At 74.9% G+C, this 16,124-nt stretch carries 10 protein-coding genes; 3 read left to right on the forward strand and 7 right to left on the reverse strand.

Annotated elements, in window-relative coordinates; genetic code table 11:
- Positions 1-58: 58 nt before the first annotated feature.
- The 3 genes from treZ to glgX all read right to left on the reverse strand — a co-directional run bounded on the left by treZ (position 59) and on the right by glgX (position 6,533).
- Positions 59-1,792 carry a malto-oligosyltrehalose trehalohydrolase gene (gene treZ / locus ACZ7KX_RS13170; RefSeq protein ID WP_470326517.1) on the reverse strand — a complete coding sequence of 578 codons (1,734 nt, stop codon included), beginning with the start codon at positions 1,790-1,792 and terminating at the stop codon, positions 59-61.
- Entirely contained in the window at positions 1,792-4,290 is a 2,499-nt protein-coding gene (gene treY, locus ACZ7KX_RS13175; RefSeq protein ID WP_470326518.1) for a malto-oligosyltrehalose synthase, read from the reverse strand. The genes treZ and treY overlap by 1 nt, the downstream gene beginning before the upstream one ends.
- Positions 4,291-4,409: 119 nt before the next feature.
- Complete coding sequence (glgX, locus tag ACZ7KX_RS13180; protein WP_396553252.1) at positions 4,410-6,533, reverse strand: glycogen debranching protein GlgX; 2,124 nt, start codon at positions 6,531-6,533, stop codon at positions 4,410-4,412.
- Between the two features lie 600 nt (positions 6,534-7,133).
- Between glgX and ACZ7KX_RS13185 the strand changes: the two genes are divergently transcribed.
- The 3 genes from ACZ7KX_RS13185 (at position 7,134) to ACZ7KX_RS13195 (ending at position 10,246) form a co-directional block, all read left to right on the forward strand.
- The gene (locus ACZ7KX_RS13185) at positions 7,134-8,324 is read left to right on the forward strand and encodes an SAV2148 family HEPN domain-containing protein (protein WP_470326688.1); all 1,191 of its coding nucleotides are present in this window, start codon (positions 7,134-7,136) and stop codon (positions 8,322-8,324) included.
- A 62-nt stretch (positions 8,325-8,386) separates the two neighbouring features.
- On the forward strand, positions 8,387-9,334 hold the full coding sequence (locus tag ACZ7KX_RS13190; protein WP_470326519.1) for a GNAT family N-acetyltransferase: 948 nt from the start codon (positions 8,387-8,389) through the stop codon (positions 9,332-9,334).
- Between the two features lie 210 nt (positions 9,335-9,544).
- On the forward strand, positions 9,545-10,246 hold the full coding sequence (locus tag ACZ7KX_RS13195) for an exonuclease domain-containing protein (protein ID WP_470326520.1): 702 nt from the start codon (positions 9,545-9,547) through the stop codon (positions 10,244-10,246).
- Positions 10,247-10,410: 164 nt separating this feature from the next.
- Here ACZ7KX_RS13195 and ACZ7KX_RS13200 read toward each other — a convergent pair whose 3' ends face one another.
- The 4 genes from ACZ7KX_RS13200 to ACZ7KX_RS13215 all read right to left on the reverse strand — a co-directional run bounded on the left by ACZ7KX_RS13200 (position 10,411) and on the right by ACZ7KX_RS13215 (position 15,891).
- Complete coding sequence (locus tag ACZ7KX_RS13200; RefSeq protein ID WP_470326521.1) at positions 10,411-11,376, reverse strand: DUF1963 domain-containing protein; 966 nt, start codon at positions 11,374-11,376, stop codon at positions 10,411-10,413.
- Positions 11,377-11,438: 62 nt separating this feature from the next.
- Positions 11,439-12,467, reverse strand: a complete 1,029-nt coding sequence (locus ACZ7KX_RS13205) for a polysaccharide deacetylase family protein (RefSeq protein WP_470326522.1) — start codon at positions 12,465-12,467, stop codon at positions 11,439-11,441.
- Positions 12,468-12,639: 172 nt separating this feature from the next.
- Entirely contained in the window at positions 12,640-13,533 is an 894-nt protein-coding gene (locus tag ACZ7KX_RS13210) for a phosphotransferase enzyme family protein (RefSeq protein ID WP_350523580.1), read from the reverse strand.
- Positions 13,534-13,653: 120 nt separating this feature from the next.
- A complete protein-coding gene (locus ACZ7KX_RS13215; RefSeq protein WP_470326689.1) occupies positions 13,654-15,891 on the reverse strand; it encodes an MMPL family transporter in 2,238 nt (745 codons plus the stop codon).
- Between the last annotated feature and the right edge of the window lie 233 nt (positions 15,892-16,124).

A 16,124-nucleotide genomic window follows, 5' to 3' on the forward strand; every position in this document is an offset into this window, starting at 1 on the left:
GAGCGCTCGCGCCGTGGGCGGCTGCGCTGCGACGCCCGGCACCGCGGCCGTCGGTGGATCAGCCGGTCAGGACCACGGCCACCGCGTCCGGTCCCACCCGCACGTCCGTGCCGCCCAGCGCCGCCGGGCCGAAGGCCGCGACCACCTCGCGCCCGGCGGCCCCCAGCGGCACTGCGGCCTCGTCCGGCCCGAGGTTGACCGCGACCCGGTACGGCCCGCGGTGCACCACCAGCCACCCCGCCGCCTCGTCGAAGACCGCCCGCACCGCGCCGAGGTCGGGGTCGGCGAACTCCGGTCGCTCCCGCCGCAGTCGGATCAGCGTCCGGTACCAGGAGAGCAGTTCGGCGTGCGGGGCGCGCCGGGGCTCGGTCCAGTCGAGGACGGAGCGCAGCACGGTGGCGGGCTCCTGGGGGTCGGGGACGGCCTCGGCGGCCCAGCCGTGCTCGGTGAACTCCCGCCGCCGGCCCTGCCTGACGGCCTCGGCGAGGTCCGGGTCGGTGTGGTCGGTGAAGTACTGCCAGGGTGTCGCGGCGCCCCACTCCTCGCCCATGAACAGCATCGGGGTGAACGGCGAGGTGAGCACCAGGGCGGCGCCGCAGGCGAGTCGGCCGACGGGGAGCGTGGTGGAGATGCGGTCCCCGAGCGCCCGGTTGCCGACCTGGTCGTGGGTCTGCAGGTAGCCGAGCAGCCGGTGGCCCTCGGCCGCGGGGAACGGGCGTCCGTGGCTGCGGCCGCGGAAGGAGGACCAGGTGCCGTCGTGGAAGAACCCGCGGGTGAGCGCCTTGGCGACGGCGGCGAGCGGTTCGCGCGCGAAGTCCGCGTAGTAGCCCTGGGATTCACCGGTGAGCGCGCAGTGCAGGGCGTGGTGGAAGTCGTCGCTCCACTGGGCGGTGAGGCCCTGGCCGCCGGCCTCGGTCGGGGCGGTGGTGCGCGGGGTGTTGAGGTCGGACTCGGCGATCAGGAACAGCGGGCGGTTCGTGGTGACCGCCAACTTCCTCACCTCGTGGGAGAGTTCCTCCAGGAAGTGGACCGCGCGGTCGTCCGCGAGGGCGTGCACGGCGTCCAGCCGCAGGCCGTCGATGCGGTAGTCGCGCAGCCAGGCCAGTGCGCTGCCGATCAGGTACGCGCGCACCTCGTCCGAGCCGGGCGCGTCCAGGTTCACCGCGGAGCCCCACGGCGTGTGGTGCCGGTCGGTGAAGTACGGGCCGTACGCGGGGAGGTAGTTGCCGGACGGGCCGAGGTGGTTGTGCACGACGTCCAGCACCACGCCGAGGCCCTTGTGGTGGGCGGCGTCGACGAAGCGCTTGAGCCCCTCCGGCCCGCCGTAGGGCTCGTGGACGGCCCAGAGCGAGACCCCGTCGTAGCCCCAGCCGTGCCGGCCGGGGAACGGGCAGACCGGCATCAGCTCGACGAAGTCGACGCCCAACTCGACCAGGTGGTCCAGGTGTTCGGCGGCGGCCTCGAAGGTGCCGCGGGCGGTGAAGGTGCCGATGTGCAGCTCGTACAGCACCGCGCCGGGCAGCGCGCGGCCGCGCCAGCCGGTCCGCGACCAGCGGAACGCGGTGTGGTCCACCGGGCGGCTCGGGCCGTGCGGGCCGTGCGGCTGGCAGGCCGAGCGCGGGTCGGGCAGCGGCGGGCCGTCGTCGAGGCGGAAGGCGTAGTCGCCCGCCGGGGCCTCGCCGGACCACCAGCCGGCACGGTCGGCGCAGCGGGCCAACTCGTGCTCCGTGCCGTTGACTTCGACGCGGACACGGGAAGCGGCGCGGGGCGCCCACACCTCGTAGGCCGGCATCAGCCCCTCCTCGTCAGCAGCGCCACCGGGCTCCCGGCCAGCAGTTCGGCCACCGGAACCGGGCCCGCCGGGAAGCTCCGCAGGGTCAGCTCGTCCGTCCACGGCCCGCCCGGCGGCAGCTCCAGCACGGTGTCCCGCCAGCCGCCCGCCCGCTGCAGCCCGTACGGCAGCCGGGTGACGGCGGTGACGACGCCGTCGCCGCGGGCGAAGGCCAGCAGGTGGTCGCCGGCGGCGCCGGAGGCGGGCAGCGGCCGGTACGGGCCGAGCGGGCGGGAGCGGCGCAGGTGCAGGGCGGTGGTGGTGAGGTGCAGCTTCTCGCGGGCGAGGTCGCCGGGGCGCCGGGTGGCGGAGTCGGTGAGCCGCACGGCGAGCGCGCCGAGGTCCACCACGCCCCGGTTGTCCGGGTCCACCAGTGTGTACAGCGGCTCCTCGCTGCCCTGGTAGAGGTCGGGCACGCCCGGCACGGTGAGGTGCAGCAGGGCGGCGGCGAGGGTGTTGGAGCGGGCGTGCGGGGCGAGGGCGTGTACCCGGCCCTCGATCCGGGGGAGCAGCCCGGGGTTGCCGTAGGCGGCGCGGGCCCGGTCCTCCAGCGCCCGTTCGTAGCGCGGGTCGGGCTCGGTCCAGGAAGTGTGCAGCTTGGCCTCGCGGACGGCCTTGAGCAGGGCGGCGACCAGCCGGTCCGGGGTGATCGGCCAGGCCGCGACCAGGGTGTGCCAGAGCAGCCAGTCGGCGTCGCGGTCGAGGCCGGGGGCCGCCGGACCGGCCGCGGTGGACCAGGCGGCGGCCTCGGCGGCCCAGGCGTGCGGCTGCTCGGCGAGGACGGCGAGCCGGGCGCGGGCATCGGCGCTGCGCTTGGTGTCGTGGGTGGAGAGCACGGTCATGCCGTGCGGCCAGGTGCGCTCCTGGTGGCGGCACCAGTCGTGGAAGTCCGCCGGGCGCAGCCCGGGCCGGGCGGGCTCGCCGCCGACCTCGTTCAGGCCGGGCAACGCGTTCCAGCGGTAGAAGGCGGTGTCCTCGACGCCCTTGGCGGCCACCGCCGCGGCGGTCTGGGCGAAGCGGACGCAGAACTCGTCGTGGTCGGCGCCGCGGCCCAGCTCGCCGAGTGCCAGTGCGGCCACCAGGCGGTCGGTGGGGTCGGCGGAGCCGTCCAGGGCCGCGCGCAGCTGCTGCCGGGAGGCCGCCGGGGGTGCCTCGCCGGGCCGCGCGTAGGGCCGGTACGCCGGGTAGCCGGTGAGCAGCCGGGCGAGCGCGGCGCGCAGCTGCCAGGGCGCGTGGTCGGCGTGCGCGGGTTCGGCGGCGCCGATCCGCAGGGCGATCCGCACCAGCCGTTCGATCTCGGCGGCGAGCTCGCCGTCCGGCCCGGTCATGTCGGCCCGTCCGCGCCGGGCGGCGGCGAGTGCCGGGTGCGGGTCCTCGCAGAGGTCCCGGACCGGTCCGCCGCGCAGGAAGGACTCGTAGGCCCCGGCCAGCAGGCAGGCGCCCGCGTGGTCGGTGAGCACGCCGTCGATGCGGCGCAGCGCGTCGTAGCCGGTGGTGCCGGCGACCGGCCAGTCCTCGGGCAGCTGCTCGTCGCCGGTGAGGATCTTCTCGACCACGACGTAGGCGCCGCCGGTCGTTCCCGACGCCCCGCCGGTCGTTCCCGACGCCCCGCCGGTGGCCGCTGCGAGCCGGCGCAGGTAGCCGCGCGGGTCGGCGAGCCCGTCCGGGTGGTCGATCCGGAAGCCGTCCAGGACGCCCTCGGCGTGCAGTCGCAGCAGCACGCCGTGGGTGGCGGCGAACACCTCGGGGTCCTCCACCCGCAGGGCGATCAGCTCGTTGACGGTGAAGAAGCGCCGGTAGTTGAGCTCGGTGCGGGCCAGGCGCCACCAGGCGAGCCGGTACCACTGGCGGGCGAGCAGCTCGGACAGCGGCAGTGACTCGGTGCCGGGGCGCAGCGGCAGTTCGTGCCGGTGGTAGCGCAGGCTCCCGCCGTCCACGGTCAGCTGGTCCAGGACGGCGCCGAGCCGGTCACCGAGCAGCGGCAGCAGGACCCGGCCGCGCCCGGGGTCGTCGGCGGGGCCGGGCTGGGCGGTCCAGTCGATGTCGAACCAGCGGGCGTACGGCGAGTCGGGCCCGTCGCGCAGCACCTGCCAGAGCGGGCGGTTGAGCCGTTCGGGGGCCGGTACGGCCATGTGGTTGGGCACCACGTCCGCGATCAGCCGCAGTCCGTGCCCGCGGGCGGCGGTGGCCAGCGCGCGCAGGGCCGGCTCGCCGCCGAGCTGCTCGCTGATCCGGGTGTGGTCGACGGTGTCGTAGCCGTGGGTGGAGCCGGGGACGGCTTCCAGCAGGGGGGACAGGTGCAGGTGGGAGACGCCGAGGGCGGCCAGGTAGGGGACGGCGGCGGTGGCGTCGTGGAGGGTGAAGCCGGGCTGGAGCTGGAGGCGGTAGCTGGCGGTGGGGGTGCCGCCGGGAGGGACGGCGGCCGGGCGGGGCTGCGCGGGCTCGGCGGCGGAGGTCATAGCTCCATAGGTACCCGGGGGAGCCTGCCGCCAAGACCCGCTGTTGATCCGAACAGGTGACCGCCCCCCGGCCGCCCCCCAGTCGCCCCCCGGGCCGCCCCCGGTCGCCGGGCGGCCGGTCACGCCGGCCGCTGCAGCACCATCAGCGAGCGGTCGGTGAGCCACAGCGTGTCCCCGGCCTTGACCCGGGCCCCGGTGCCCGGGGCGGGGAGCCGGGGCTGAGTGGTGTCGACCACGACCCGCCACTCCTGGCCGTGGTCGGCGGGCACGGTGAACTCCAGTGGTTCGAAGTGCGCGTTGAACATCAGCAGGAAGGAGTCGTCGACGATCCGCCCGCCGCGCCGGTCGGGTTCGGAGATCGCGTAGCCGTTGAGGAAGACGGTCAGCGACTTGGCGTAGCTGGCTCCCCAGTTGCGCTTGGTCATCTCCTCCCCGGTCGGGGTGAACCAGGCGATGTCGGTGAGGTCGTCGAACCCGCCGGAGGCGGACACCGGCCGGCCGTGGAAGAACCGGCGGCGGCGGAACACCGGGTGGTCGCGGCGCAGCCAGATCATTCCCTGGGTGAACTCCAGCAGCCGCGCCTGCGGCCCGTCGTCCTCGGGCCACTGCACCCAGGTGAGGTCGTTGTCCTGGCAGTAGGCGTTGTTGTTGCCCAGTTGGGTGCGGCCGAGTTCGTCGCCGTGCGAGAGCATCGGCACGCCCTGGGAGAGCATCAGGGTGGCGATGAAGTTGCGCTGCTGGCGTGCTCGCAGCTCCTCGACGGCCGGGTCGCCGGAGGGGCCCTCGACGCCGCAGTTCCAGGAGCGGTTGAAGGACTCGCCGTCGCGGTTGTCCTCGCCGTTGGCCTGGTTGCGCTTGTCGTTGTAGGAGACCAGGTCGCGCAGGGTGAAGCCGTCGTGGCAGGTGACGAAGTTGATGGAGGCGATCGGGCGGCGGCCGTCGTCCTGGTAGAGGTCGGAGGAGCCGGTGAGGCGGGAGCCGAACTCGGCGAGGGTGGCGTTCTCGCCGCGCCACAGGTCGCGCACGGTGTCCCGGTACATGCCGTTCCACTCCGTCCACAGCGGGGGGAAGTTGCCGACCTGGTAGCCGCCCTCGCCGAGGTCCCAGGGCTCGGCGATCAGCTTGGCCTGGGAGACCACCGGGTCCTGCTGGACCAGGTCGAAGAAGGAGGAGAGCCGGTCGACCTCGTGGAACTGCCGGGCGAGGGTGGCGGCGAGGTCGAATCTGAAGCCGTCCACGTGCATCTCGGTGACCCAGTAGCGCAGCGAGTCCATGATCAGCTGGAGCACGTGCGGGCTGCGCATCAGCAGGCTGTTGCCGGTGCCGGTGGTGTCCTCGTAGAAGCGCTGGTCCTGGGCGAGGCGGTAGTAGGAGACGTTGTCCAGGCCGCGCAGCGAGAGGGTGGGGCCGAGGTGGTTGCCCTCGGCGGTGTGGTTGTAGACGACGTCCAGGATCACCTCGATGCCGGCCGCGTGCAGCGCCTTGACCATCGACTTGAACTCCTGCACCTGCTGGCCGCGGTCGCCGGTGGAGGAGTAGGAGGAGTGCGGTGCGAAGAAGCCGATCGTGTTGTAGCCCCAGTAGTTGGCCAGGCCGAGGTCGCGCAGCCGGTGGTCGCGGACGAACTGGTGCACCGGCATCAGCTCGATCGCGGTGACGCCGAGCTTGGCGAGGTGTTCGATCACCGCGGGGTGGGCGAGGCCGGCGTAGGTGCCGCGGATCTCCTCGGGGATGCCCGGGTGGAGCCGGGTGAGGCCCTTGACGTGGGCCTCGTAGATGACCGTGCGGTGGTAGTCGGTGCGCGGCGGCCGGTCGGTGCCCCAGTCGAAGTACGGGTTGATCACCACCGAGTGCATCGTGTGCGGGGCGGAGTCGAGGTCGTTGCGGCGCTCGGGTGCGCCGAAGTGGTAGCCGTAGACCGACTCGTCCCAGTCGATGTGCCCGCTCATCGCCTTGGCGTACGGGTCCAGGAGCAGCTTGGCGCTGTTGTGCCGCTGGCCGAGGCCCGGGTTGTACGGTCCGTGCACGCGGAAGCCGTAGCGCTGGCCGGGCTGGACGCCGGGGAGGTAGGCGTGCCGGACGAACGCGTCCGTCTCGCGCAGTTCGACGGCGGTCTCGGAGCCGTCCTCGGCGAGCAGGCACAGTTCGATGCGGTCGGCGCTCTCGGAGAACACGGCGAAGTTGGTGCCGGCTCCGTCGTAGGTGGCGCCGAGGGGGTAGGGCGTGCCGGGCCAGACCTGCATGGCTCCTCAACTTCCTTGCTGCATAAGCAAACTGACATGTAGTCCGACAATAAGTCCGACAGCCTGCCCGGACCCGGACGCTCTCCTGCCCGGCCGGGCGGCCGGGCATGTGCGGTGCTCGCGCGCCGTGACGCACGGCACAGCCCGCATACTTCCGGAGCCCTTCCCCGGTGGCCGGGAGAACCGGCCCGGGTTGGTCCGAACGAGTGTCCGGCGGGCATTCGTGTGAAGAGTGATGCCGGTGGGGCGCGCCCGTCGGGGCGCCGGTGCCGCCGCCGGTGCGGGCGGGAACGCGGGGCGGGAGCGCGGGCAGGAGCGGGCGGGAGCGCGGGCCGGGCGGGCCCCGCGGCACGGGCGGAGCCCCGCCGATCCGGCTGCGGTCGGCTCGCGGCGGGCAGTACCCTTGATCGTCCGGCCGCCCGGCGCCCGCCGACAGTCCGTCAACAGGCGGATGGCGGTCCGTCAACGGTCCTCGCGCCCGCGGGGGCCGGCGGCAGCAACCAGATGAGGTGGCGCATGGTGTTCCCCGCCGGCGGCCGTGGCTCCGGGTCCGACGGCCCCGACCGGGGCGCGGCCCGCAGCGAGGCGCCCACGGTGGTCATGCGTCCCACCCTGACCGGCCGCACGCTGGTGCCCGCCCAGGGCGGCCCGGTCGAGATACCGGCACTGGCCTGGTCGGCCGGCGAGTGGGAGGACGCCTACCAGCGGGTGCGGCTGTCCGGCCGCGCCTACGTCTGGCTCAACCTGGTCGAGCAGCGGCTGCGCTCCCTGGTGGACGAGGTGCTGCACCCGATCTACGCCCCCGCCCACGGCGAGGACTGGGTCACCGCGGCCGCCGGACCGGCCGGCGAGGAGTGGGCGCACCGGGCCGGGGCGGTGCGCGAGGTCAGCCGCCGCAAGGGCTACCTGCTCGACCCGGCCGACGACGACCCGCTGGTCTTCCTCACCCTGCCCCAGCTGCGCGAGCTGATGGTCCAGCACTGGCCGTGCTTCGAGCCGTACCTGGCCGACCGGCGCGAGATCGAGCTCGCGCTGGACGAGCTGGAGGTGGCCCGGCACGTGGTCTCCCGCAACCGGGTGCTCACCCAGACCGTCCTGGCGCAGACCGAGCGCGCCGCCGCCCGGCTGCTGGCCGTCCTGGACGGCGGCGCGGGCGGGGTGCCCGCCGACGTGGTGGAGTCCCTGGTGGCCGGCCGGTACGCGGACGTGGTCGCGGTGCACGCCGACCGGGTCCGGCTGCAGCGCGACCTGCCGGTGGAGGACCTGCTGGACGGCGCCCGGCGACTGGACGCGCTCGGCATCGGCCTCGGCATGCTCTGCCAGAACTACACCGGCAAGCGCCTGGTGCGCCTCGCCGGCGAGGGCTGCCGGGTCCGGCTGCTCTTCCTCAACCCGGCGAGCAGCGCGGTGCGCCGCCGCGAACGCGAACTCGGCCTCAGTCGCAGCGAGTTGTCCCGCTCGATCGAGATGAACATCATGCACGTGCGGCGGGTCCGGGCCCGGCTGCGGGACCAGGGCGGCTTCGAGATCCGGGTGTTCGACGAGACCCCGCGCTTCACCGCCTACCTGGTCGAGGGTCCCCGGGCCACCGGCCAGGCGGGCGGCCGCCGGCAGGGCCGCGACCTCGGCGTCATCCAGCCCTACCTGCGCCGCTCCCGCGGCATGGAGTCCCCGGCGCTGGTGCTGCGCGGCGGCGCCGGCCAGCAGCCCGGCGGCACCGAACCGGGGCTGCTGGAGGTCTACCGCGAGGAGTTCGAGGGGGTCTGGGCGGACTCCCGGCCCGTGTCGTGAGGGCCGGAGGCCCCGGGAAACCCCGTGGTCCCGGCGGCGGCGGGGCTGACAGACTGCGGTCCGTGAACAGCCATCCCGCCTGGACCCTGGTACCCGCCGCCGTCGACGACCTCGAACGCATCACCGACCTCAAGGACCAGGTCATGCGCGCCGACCTGGAACGCCTCGGCCGCTGGGACCCGGACCGCTCCCGCCGACGGGTGGCGGACTCCTTCTCCACCAGGTGGACGTCCGTGCTGCTGGTCGACGGCGCCTTCGCCGGCTCCGTCGCCGTCCGGCCCGACCCGCAGGGCGGCCGCCACCTGGAACTGTTCTACCTCGCCCCGCACCTGCAGGGCCGCGGGATCGGCGGCGCCGTGCTGCGCCGGCTCCTCGCCGAGGCCGACGCAGCCCGGGAGCCGGTGCGCCTGGTCGTCCTGCAGGGCAGCGCCGCCCGGCGGCTCTACGAGCGGCACGGCTTCACCGTCGTCCACGAGGACCCGGTCGACGTCCACATGTACCGCCCGGCCCCCGAGCCCGCCCCCGTGACCACCCCGGACCAGGCGCTCACCCGGCTCCGGGACTGCGCCGCCCTGTGGAGCGGCGGGGCGGCCGACGGCCGGGTGGTGGTCGACGCGGCCTGCGAGGCCCTGGTCGTCGGGCTCGACGGTCCGGCCCTGCGCGAACTGGCCGCCTGCTCCTACCGCGAGGCCGCCACCGAACTCCACACCCTGCTGCCCGCGGCCATGGCCGAACAGGGCCTGGTCTTCCACCCCTTCGGCGGCGACGGCGCCGAGGAGGAGGTCCTGCGGGCGCTCGCCGTGGCCTTCCTGAACGGGGAACTGACACCCCGGGAGCTGACCCGCGCCGCGCACCAGCGCTTCGGGCACGAGCTGGACGCGGCCGATCCGCTCTCCTGCCTCGACGACGAGTACGACACCCTGGCGTACAGCACGCGCAGCCGGGACGAGGTGGACGCCGACGTCCTCGCCGAGGCCCGCCGACTGGCCGGGACCGACCCGGCGCCGTAGCGCTCCGTCGGTGCCTGCCGGTGCCTGCCGGTGCCTGCCGGTGCCCGCCGGTGCCCCTGGGATTCCGGGCGTTCGGGGTGCCGTCGACCGGCCGACCGTACCCGTTCCGGCCCGTCCGCGACGCCGGCGGGCCGACCGGTGGGCCGGGTTGTCGGTGGGGCGGGTGATGATGGGGGCTGTTTCGAGAGACAGGACGGAAGGACACACCTGATGAGCTGGTGGCAGCAGCCACTGGTCGGCTTCGACCTGGAGACCACGGGCACCGACCCGGCCGTGGACCGCATCGTCACGGCCGCGCTCGTGGACACGGTCGGGGCCGCCCGGGTGGGGGCCGCGCACTGGCTGCTCGACCCCGGGGTGCCGATACCCGCCGAGGCGGAGGCGATCCACGGGATCGGGGACGCGGTGGCGCGGGGCAAGGGGCGGCCGGCGAAGGAAGCGGTGGAGGAGATAGCCGCCGCGTTGTGCGAGCGGATAGCCGCCGGGAGACCGGTGGTGGCGTTCAACGCGCCGTTCGACCTGTCGCTGCTCGACGCCGAGCTGCGCCGGCACGGACTGGCGACGCTCGCGGAGCGCCTCGGCGGGCCGGTCGGGCCGGTGCTGGACGCGCTGGTGATCGACCGCGGCGTGGACAAGTACCGCAAGGGCTCGCGCACCCTGCAGCGGGTCTGCGAGGTGTACGGGGTGGAACTGACGGACGCCCACGAGGCGGGCAGCGACGCACTGGCCGCCGTCCGGGTCGCCGTCGCACTGGCCGGGCGCTACCCGGCCGAGGTGGGGGCGGTCGCTCCGGCCGAGCTGCACCGCCGGCAGATCGACTGGTACCGGACGTGGGCGGAGGGCCTGCAGGCCTGGCTGCGCCGAGGCAAGGACCCGCAGGCGGTGGTCGACCCGCGCTGGCCCGCCCGCTAGCGGCCCGAGCCCGGCACACCGGCCCGATGACCGCCCGCCCCGTACGCCCCGCCCCGGGCCCGGAGGGCGGCTCCCGGCAGGTCCACCGGCTCGACCACACCTGACGGGGGCCCGGCGGGCCGACGGCCGGCCCGGTCGCGGTCCGACCGGGGGCCCCGTCGAGGCTACTGCAGGTCCAGGCCCACCGGGTGCGCGAGGTCCACCGGGCAGACGAACACGTGCAGTTCGCCGAAGCGCCCGACGGACAGGTCCGGGTCCCCGCCGCTGTCCACGGTGAGCAGGTGGACCATCCGGGCGCCGCAGCCGCAGTCGATCGGGATCAGGTCGGTGGAGTGCCAGGACGGCCAGCCGCCGAGCTTCCAGCCGTCCGCGCAGGACAGCGCGCGGTGGTACTCCAGTTCGTGCCGCTGCGCGAACTCCTCTGCGGCGTCGTGGAGTTCACCGGGCAGCTCGTCCTGGTCGGGCAGGTCGAGGACCTGCTCGGGGCGCAGCGCGCAGGGCGTCGGCAGGTAGTACTCGTCGCTGCGCCGGGGTGCCGGCGGGGTGACCGGGGAGAGGTCGGCGGCGCGCTGCCAGTGCAGTTCGACGTTCGGGCCGTAGTAGAAGCGCTCGCCCTGGATGTCGTCGTGGTCGTTGGGGCACCAGAGCACCTGCAGCCGGTCGGTGCCCTCCGGCCAGGGCAGGTGCGGGGCGTCCTCGGCGCGGATGTGTGCCAGCGGCACCACGGCCGTGCCGGCCGCGGGCCGTTCGGCGACCTTCCGGTGGAGGCGCCAGTTCGTGAGGTCGAGGGAGCCGGCGCCGTCCATGATCCGGCGCTTCTCGGTGGCTTCCTCGGAGGTGAGGACGTGCGGGTCGCCGCCGGCCCGGGCCCGCTCGTGCAGCGCGCGGTCGATGCCCTCCCAGATCGCGCGGTCGGCCGGGGAGACGTCCTGGTAGTCGTCGTCCAGGTGCTTGGCCGTGCAGTGCGGCCAGGGCTCGCCGGCCGGCCACAGAGCCGGGCCGCCGATCCGGCTCGCGGCCGGTTCGGGTGTCGCGGCGTACGGGTGGAGCAGCGTGGCGGGCCGCAGGTAGGGAGCCAGTCCCGGTACGGCGGCGACGAGTTCGGCGGGGGTGGGGCTGCTGTCGGTCACGCCGCACACCCTAGGGTCCCGTCTTCGAGGCCCCGCCCGTGGGGGCGACGCCGGGAACCGCGCTACTGCGCCGGGAAGTCGAAGGTGTAGCCCTGGGCGACCAGCCAGGGAAGCAGCTGCTTGAGCGCGGCCACGGTCTGGCTGCGGTCGCCGCCTCCGTCGTGCATCAGGATGATGCCGCCCGGCTTGAGCTGCTTCTGGACGGTGGCGACGATGGCCGGCACGCCGGGGCGGGACCAGTCGCGCGGGTCGACGGACCAGCCGAGCGAGGACATCCCGAGGCCCGCGGTGATGTGCTCGTTGTCGGCGTCGAAGCCGCCGCCCGGGGCGCGGAACCAGTCGACCCGGGTGCCCGGGCCGCCGGCCTGGACGATCATGTCGCGGGCCGCGCCGATCTCGTACGCGGCCTTGTCGTGCGGGAGCTTCGCGAACGGCTGCGGGTGGTGGACGCTGTGGTCGCAGAGCCGGTGCCCGGCGGCCAGGACGCGCTTGACCAGGGCCGGGTTGGCGGCGGCGTTCTGGCCGATCTCGCAGAAGGTGGCCTTGGCGTGGTACTGGGCGAGCAGGTCGAGGATCTGGCCGGTCGCGGGGCCGGGGCCGTCGTCGAAGGTGAGGGCGACGGTGCGGCCGCCGGAGGCGGTGGAGCCGATCACGGTGCCCGCCCCGGGGTGCTCGGGCGGCGCGGCGGGCGAGGAGGACGCGGCGGGCGAGGCCGGCACCGCGGGCGCGGCCGGGGAGGCGGGGCCGGAGGAGTCCCCAGGCCGGGGCGTGCGCGGCTTCACCGGGACGGCAGGAGCGGCCGACGACGAGGACCCGGCCGACGACGAGGACGCCGCGGACCCGGAGGCGCCTGCGGCCGGGGGTATCCCGTCGGAGCCGGGCGTCGGGGCGGTGGTGGCCGCCGCCGTTCCGCTCGGGTGCGCGGCGACCGGCGGCTGGGCGGCGGTGCTCGGCGACTGCAGCGCGCCGCTGGCGGTCCCGCACGCGGTGAGCCCCAGCACGGCGGCCAGCCCGATGCAGCCCGCGATCAGCCGGCGCCCGGAGCGGGAGGGGAGGGTCGGAGCGGAGGGGCGGCGGGCGGTCCGGTGCATGGCGGCGGCTCCTGAGGTACGAGTACGGTGCCGATCCCTCGGGTCAGGATGACTGTCCGGTAGGACGCCGAGCCTACGTGCCGTGGTTGCGCGCCGGACCGCTTCCGCCCGGGACCCTTCTCACACCCGCCCCGGTTGGCACCCGGCCCTGGATCGGGGTATCGCCCCGCCGTCAGAACGGGTACCAGCGCACCCCGGTGGCACCGTCCCGCAGGGAGTCGACCCGCCGCCGGAACTCGGCCAGGGCGGCCGGGTTGCTCGCGGCCTGCTGCGCGACCCAGGAGGCGCTGGCGGTCTCGCGGGCGCCGCGCAGCACCGTGAAGCCGGGCCACTCGCGCACGTCCCAGCCGTACGCCTCGGTGAACGCCCGGTACTCCTCGCCGGGCACGCCGTAACGGTCGTGGGCGAGGGCGAGGACCACCAGGTCGTGCTCCCGCAGGTCGTTCGCGACGAATTCGAGGTCGAGCAGCACCGGTCCGTCCGGGCCGACGTGGACGTTGCGCGGCAGCGCGTCGCCATGGATCACGCCGGGGTGCAGCCGGGGGACGAGGTCGGGCAGGGCGGCCTCGAAGGCGTCCCGGCGGTGGCGCAGGAAGGCGACGTCCGCGGGGTCGACGTGGCCCTCGGCGGAGGCCAGCCAGCGTTCGACCGGGGCCAGCAGGTCGCGCCGGCCGAGCGGCACGGGCGGTACCGGCAGCCGGTGCAGGGTGCGCAGCAGCGGGGCGAGGTCGACCGGGCGGGCGGGGCGGACGGCGGGTGCGAGCCGGTGCCAGAAGGTGACGGGGTGCCCGTCGGCGAGTTGCGGTTCGGGCGCCACCGCGTCGTACGGGCGCACCACCGGGACGCCCTGTCCGGCCAGCCAGTGGGCGACGGTGAGCTCGCGGTGCGCCCGGTCGTACAGCTCGGGGCCGCGGCCGACCTTGGCGACCACGGCCGGGTCGCCGAGGTCGAAGACGGCGTTCTCGCCGAGTGCGAGCAGCCGGGCGTCGCCGGGGCCGGGAAGTCCGGCGGACTCGCAGGCGTGGGCGAGCAGCAGCCGGGCGCGGCCCTCGTCGAAGGGGATCATGACTGGGCTCCGTTCCGGCGGTGTTCACCCGGGGGACCCGGGACGGTGATCATCATGACGCACCGATGCCGGGCCCGGCGCGTTGCGGGGCCCGGCGTGGTGCGCGTCACCGGCGGCGGCTCAGACCCCGACCCGCCGGTGCCGGGCGGCGCCGTCCGCGGGGGCGGCGGGCCGGGGGTGCGGGGCGTCCACGTCGCCGGGCGGCGGCACGGTCTCGCCGTGCGACAGGTCCGGCAGCCAGTTCAGCCAGCGCGGCAGGTACCAGTTGCGCTCGCCGAGCAGGCTCATCACCGAGGGCAGCAGCACGGCGCGGATCACGGTGGCGTCGATCAGGACGGCGACCGCCAGGCCGACGCCCATCTGCTTCATCGCCTGCATGGACAGGGTGCCGAAGACCGCGAACACCGCCACCATGATCACCGCGGCGCTGGTGACGACCCCGGCCGTGGAGCGGATGCCGTGGGCGATCGCGGCGCGGGTCGGCAGCCCGCGGTCGTGGCCCTCCTTGATCCGGGAGACCACGAAGACGTGGTAGTCCATCGAGAGCCCGAAGAGGATCACGAAGAGGAACAGCGGCACCCAGGACTCCACGGCCCCGACGCCGGCGGTGCCCAGCAGCGAGGCGCCGACGCCGTGCTGGAAGACCAGCGTCAGCACCCCGTACGCGGCGCCCACCGACAGCAGGTTGAGCACGACGGCGGTGAGGGCCACGGCCGGCGAGCGGAAGGAGGTGAGCATCAGCAGGAAGGCGAAGGCGATGACGAAGCCGAAGACCAGCGGCATCGAGCCGGTCATCCTGGCGTTGAAGTCGTACGACCCGGCGGTGCGTCCGGTGACGGGGGCCTCGGTGCCGGGCACCCTGAGGACGGTCGAGGGCACCAGGTCCTCGCGCAGGGTCCTCAGCGCGTCGTTGCTGGTGGCGTCGTTGCCGGTGCCGTCGAGCGGGATGTCGACGGTGGCGACGTTCTCGGCGGGGTGCACGGCGACCTCGACCGGGCCGTGCATCCGCCCGCCGGCCAGTGCCCTCGCCCTGAGGTCGGCGATCGCGGCGGTCATCGCGGGGGAGTCGATGTCGGCGGCCTTGATGACGACGGTGGCCGGGGCGGGGCTGCCGGGGAAGGCGGCCTCGATCTTCTGCGAGGCGGCGACGAGGGCGTTGCCCGCGGGCAGCTGCTGCCGGAAGGTCAGGTTGGCGGTGCGCATGGTGAGCAGCGGTGCGGCCAGGGCGAGCAGGAAGGCCCCGGCGAGCAGGGTGGACGCCAGCGGGCGGCTCAGCACCGGGGTGAGCACCGCGTTCCAGAACCGTCCGCCGGTCCGGCCCGCGTCCGGTCGGCGGAGCCGGGCGAGCAGGGGCACCCGCCCCTTGTCGACGCGGTCGCCGAGCATCGACAGCAGGGCGGGCAGCACGGTCAGCGAACCGAGCACGGCGGTGATCACGACCAGGATGGTGGCGAAGGCCATCGCCCGGAAGTCGGCGATCCCGGTGAGGAACATGCCGGCCATGGCGACCACCACGGTGACGCCGGAGACGAGCACGGCCCGGCCGCTGGTGGCGGCGGCCACGGTCAGTGCGGTGTGCGCGTCGCGCCCGGCGGCCCGTTCCTCGCGCTCGCGGCGCAGGTAGAACAGGCAGTAGTCGACGCCGACGGCGAGGCCGACCAGCAGCATCACCGAGCTGGCGTCGTCGCTGGTGTGCAGCAGGCCGCTGCCGAGCGCGACCAGCCCGGCGGCCGCGACGAAGGCGGTCAGCGCGAGCACCACCGGCAGCACGGCGGCGACCAGCGCCCCGAAGGCGATCAGCAGGATGCCGAGGGCGAGCGGGACGGCCGTCCACTCGGCGCGGGAGAAGTCGTTCTTGAACTGGTCCTGGATCCACTTGCCGGAGCTGGCGTCGCCGAGCTCGGCCACGGTCAGGCCGGGGTTCTGCCGCTGCACGCCGGCCACCGCGTCCATCACCGCCCCGACGTTCGCGACCGCCTCGTCCCGGTCGCCCTTGAGCGTGACCAGGACGAGCGCGGAGTGGCCGTCCGGGGAGACGGCCTTGGTGTCGTACGGCGAGCGGATCCCGGCGGCCTTGCCGGTGCCGTCGACGGCGGAGACGACCTGGTCGACGGCGGTGCGGAAGTCGGGGTCGTCGGCGCTGCGGGTGACGCTCTGGACCAGGACGGTCTCGCTCGCCGGGCTCGTCAGGCCGGCCTCGGCGAGGATCTTCGCGGCCCGGGAGACCTGTCCGGGCATCGACTCGGCCTCGGTCACCTTGGTGCTGCCGTGCATGCCGCCGAGCACCGCGGCGAGCACGACGAAGAGCAGCCAGCCGAAGACGGCGGTCTTCCGGTGCCGGGCGCTCCAGACGCCCATCGTGGCGGCGATGCCGAGTCCGGCCTGGGTGGGTCGGGACTGCACGGGTTTCACGGAGGTTCCCCCTGGGAGAGCGGCGGTTCGTCGCCGGTCGTGAGCGGCGGTGGCCCTGGTCGTCCGAACCGCCTTGTGCTGCAGGCCGGTTGCGGATCCGGCGTCGCAACCGACAGTAGGGAAGGCGGGGTCGGGCGGGAATCGGGCTGGCGGGTGAGCCTGCCCTGGGGTCTGCCTCG

The sequence above is a fragment of the Kitasatospora sp. NPDC038210 genome (genome assembly GCF_055600605.1).

Bases quoted from the DNA above. Each gene is read 5' to 3' on its own strand.
- treZ (WP_470326517.1), bottom strand. From the start codon at position 1,792: ATGCCGGCCTACGAGGTGTGGGCGCCCCGCGCCGCTTCCCGTGTCCGC.
- treY (WP_470326518.1), bottom strand. From the start codon at position 4,290: ATGACCTCCGCCGCCGAGCCCGCGCAGCCCCGCCCGGCCGCCGTCCCT.
- glgX (WP_396553252.1), bottom strand. From the start codon at position 6,533: ATGCAGGTCTGGCCCGGCACGCCCTACCCCCTCGGCGCCACCTACGAC.
- ACZ7KX_RS13185 (WP_470326688.1), top strand. From the start codon at position 7,134: ATGCGTCCCACCCTGACCGGCCGCACGCTGGTGCCCGCCCAGGGCGGC.
- ACZ7KX_RS13195 (WP_470326520.1), top strand. From the start codon at position 9,545: ATGAGCTGGTGGCAGCAGCCACTGGTCGGCTTCGACCTGGAGACCACG.
- ACZ7KX_RS13205 (WP_470326522.1), bottom strand. From the start codon at position 12,467: ATGCACCGGACCGCCCGCCGCCCCTCCGCTCCGACCCTCCCCTCCCGC.
- ACZ7KX_RS13210 (WP_350523580.1), bottom strand. From the start codon at position 13,533: ATGATCCCCTTCGACGAGGGCCGCGCCCGGCTGCTGCTCGCCCACGCC.
- ACZ7KX_RS13215 (WP_470326689.1), bottom strand. From the start codon at position 15,891: ATGGGCGTCTGGAGCGCCCGGCACCGGAAGACCGCCGTCTTCGGCTGG.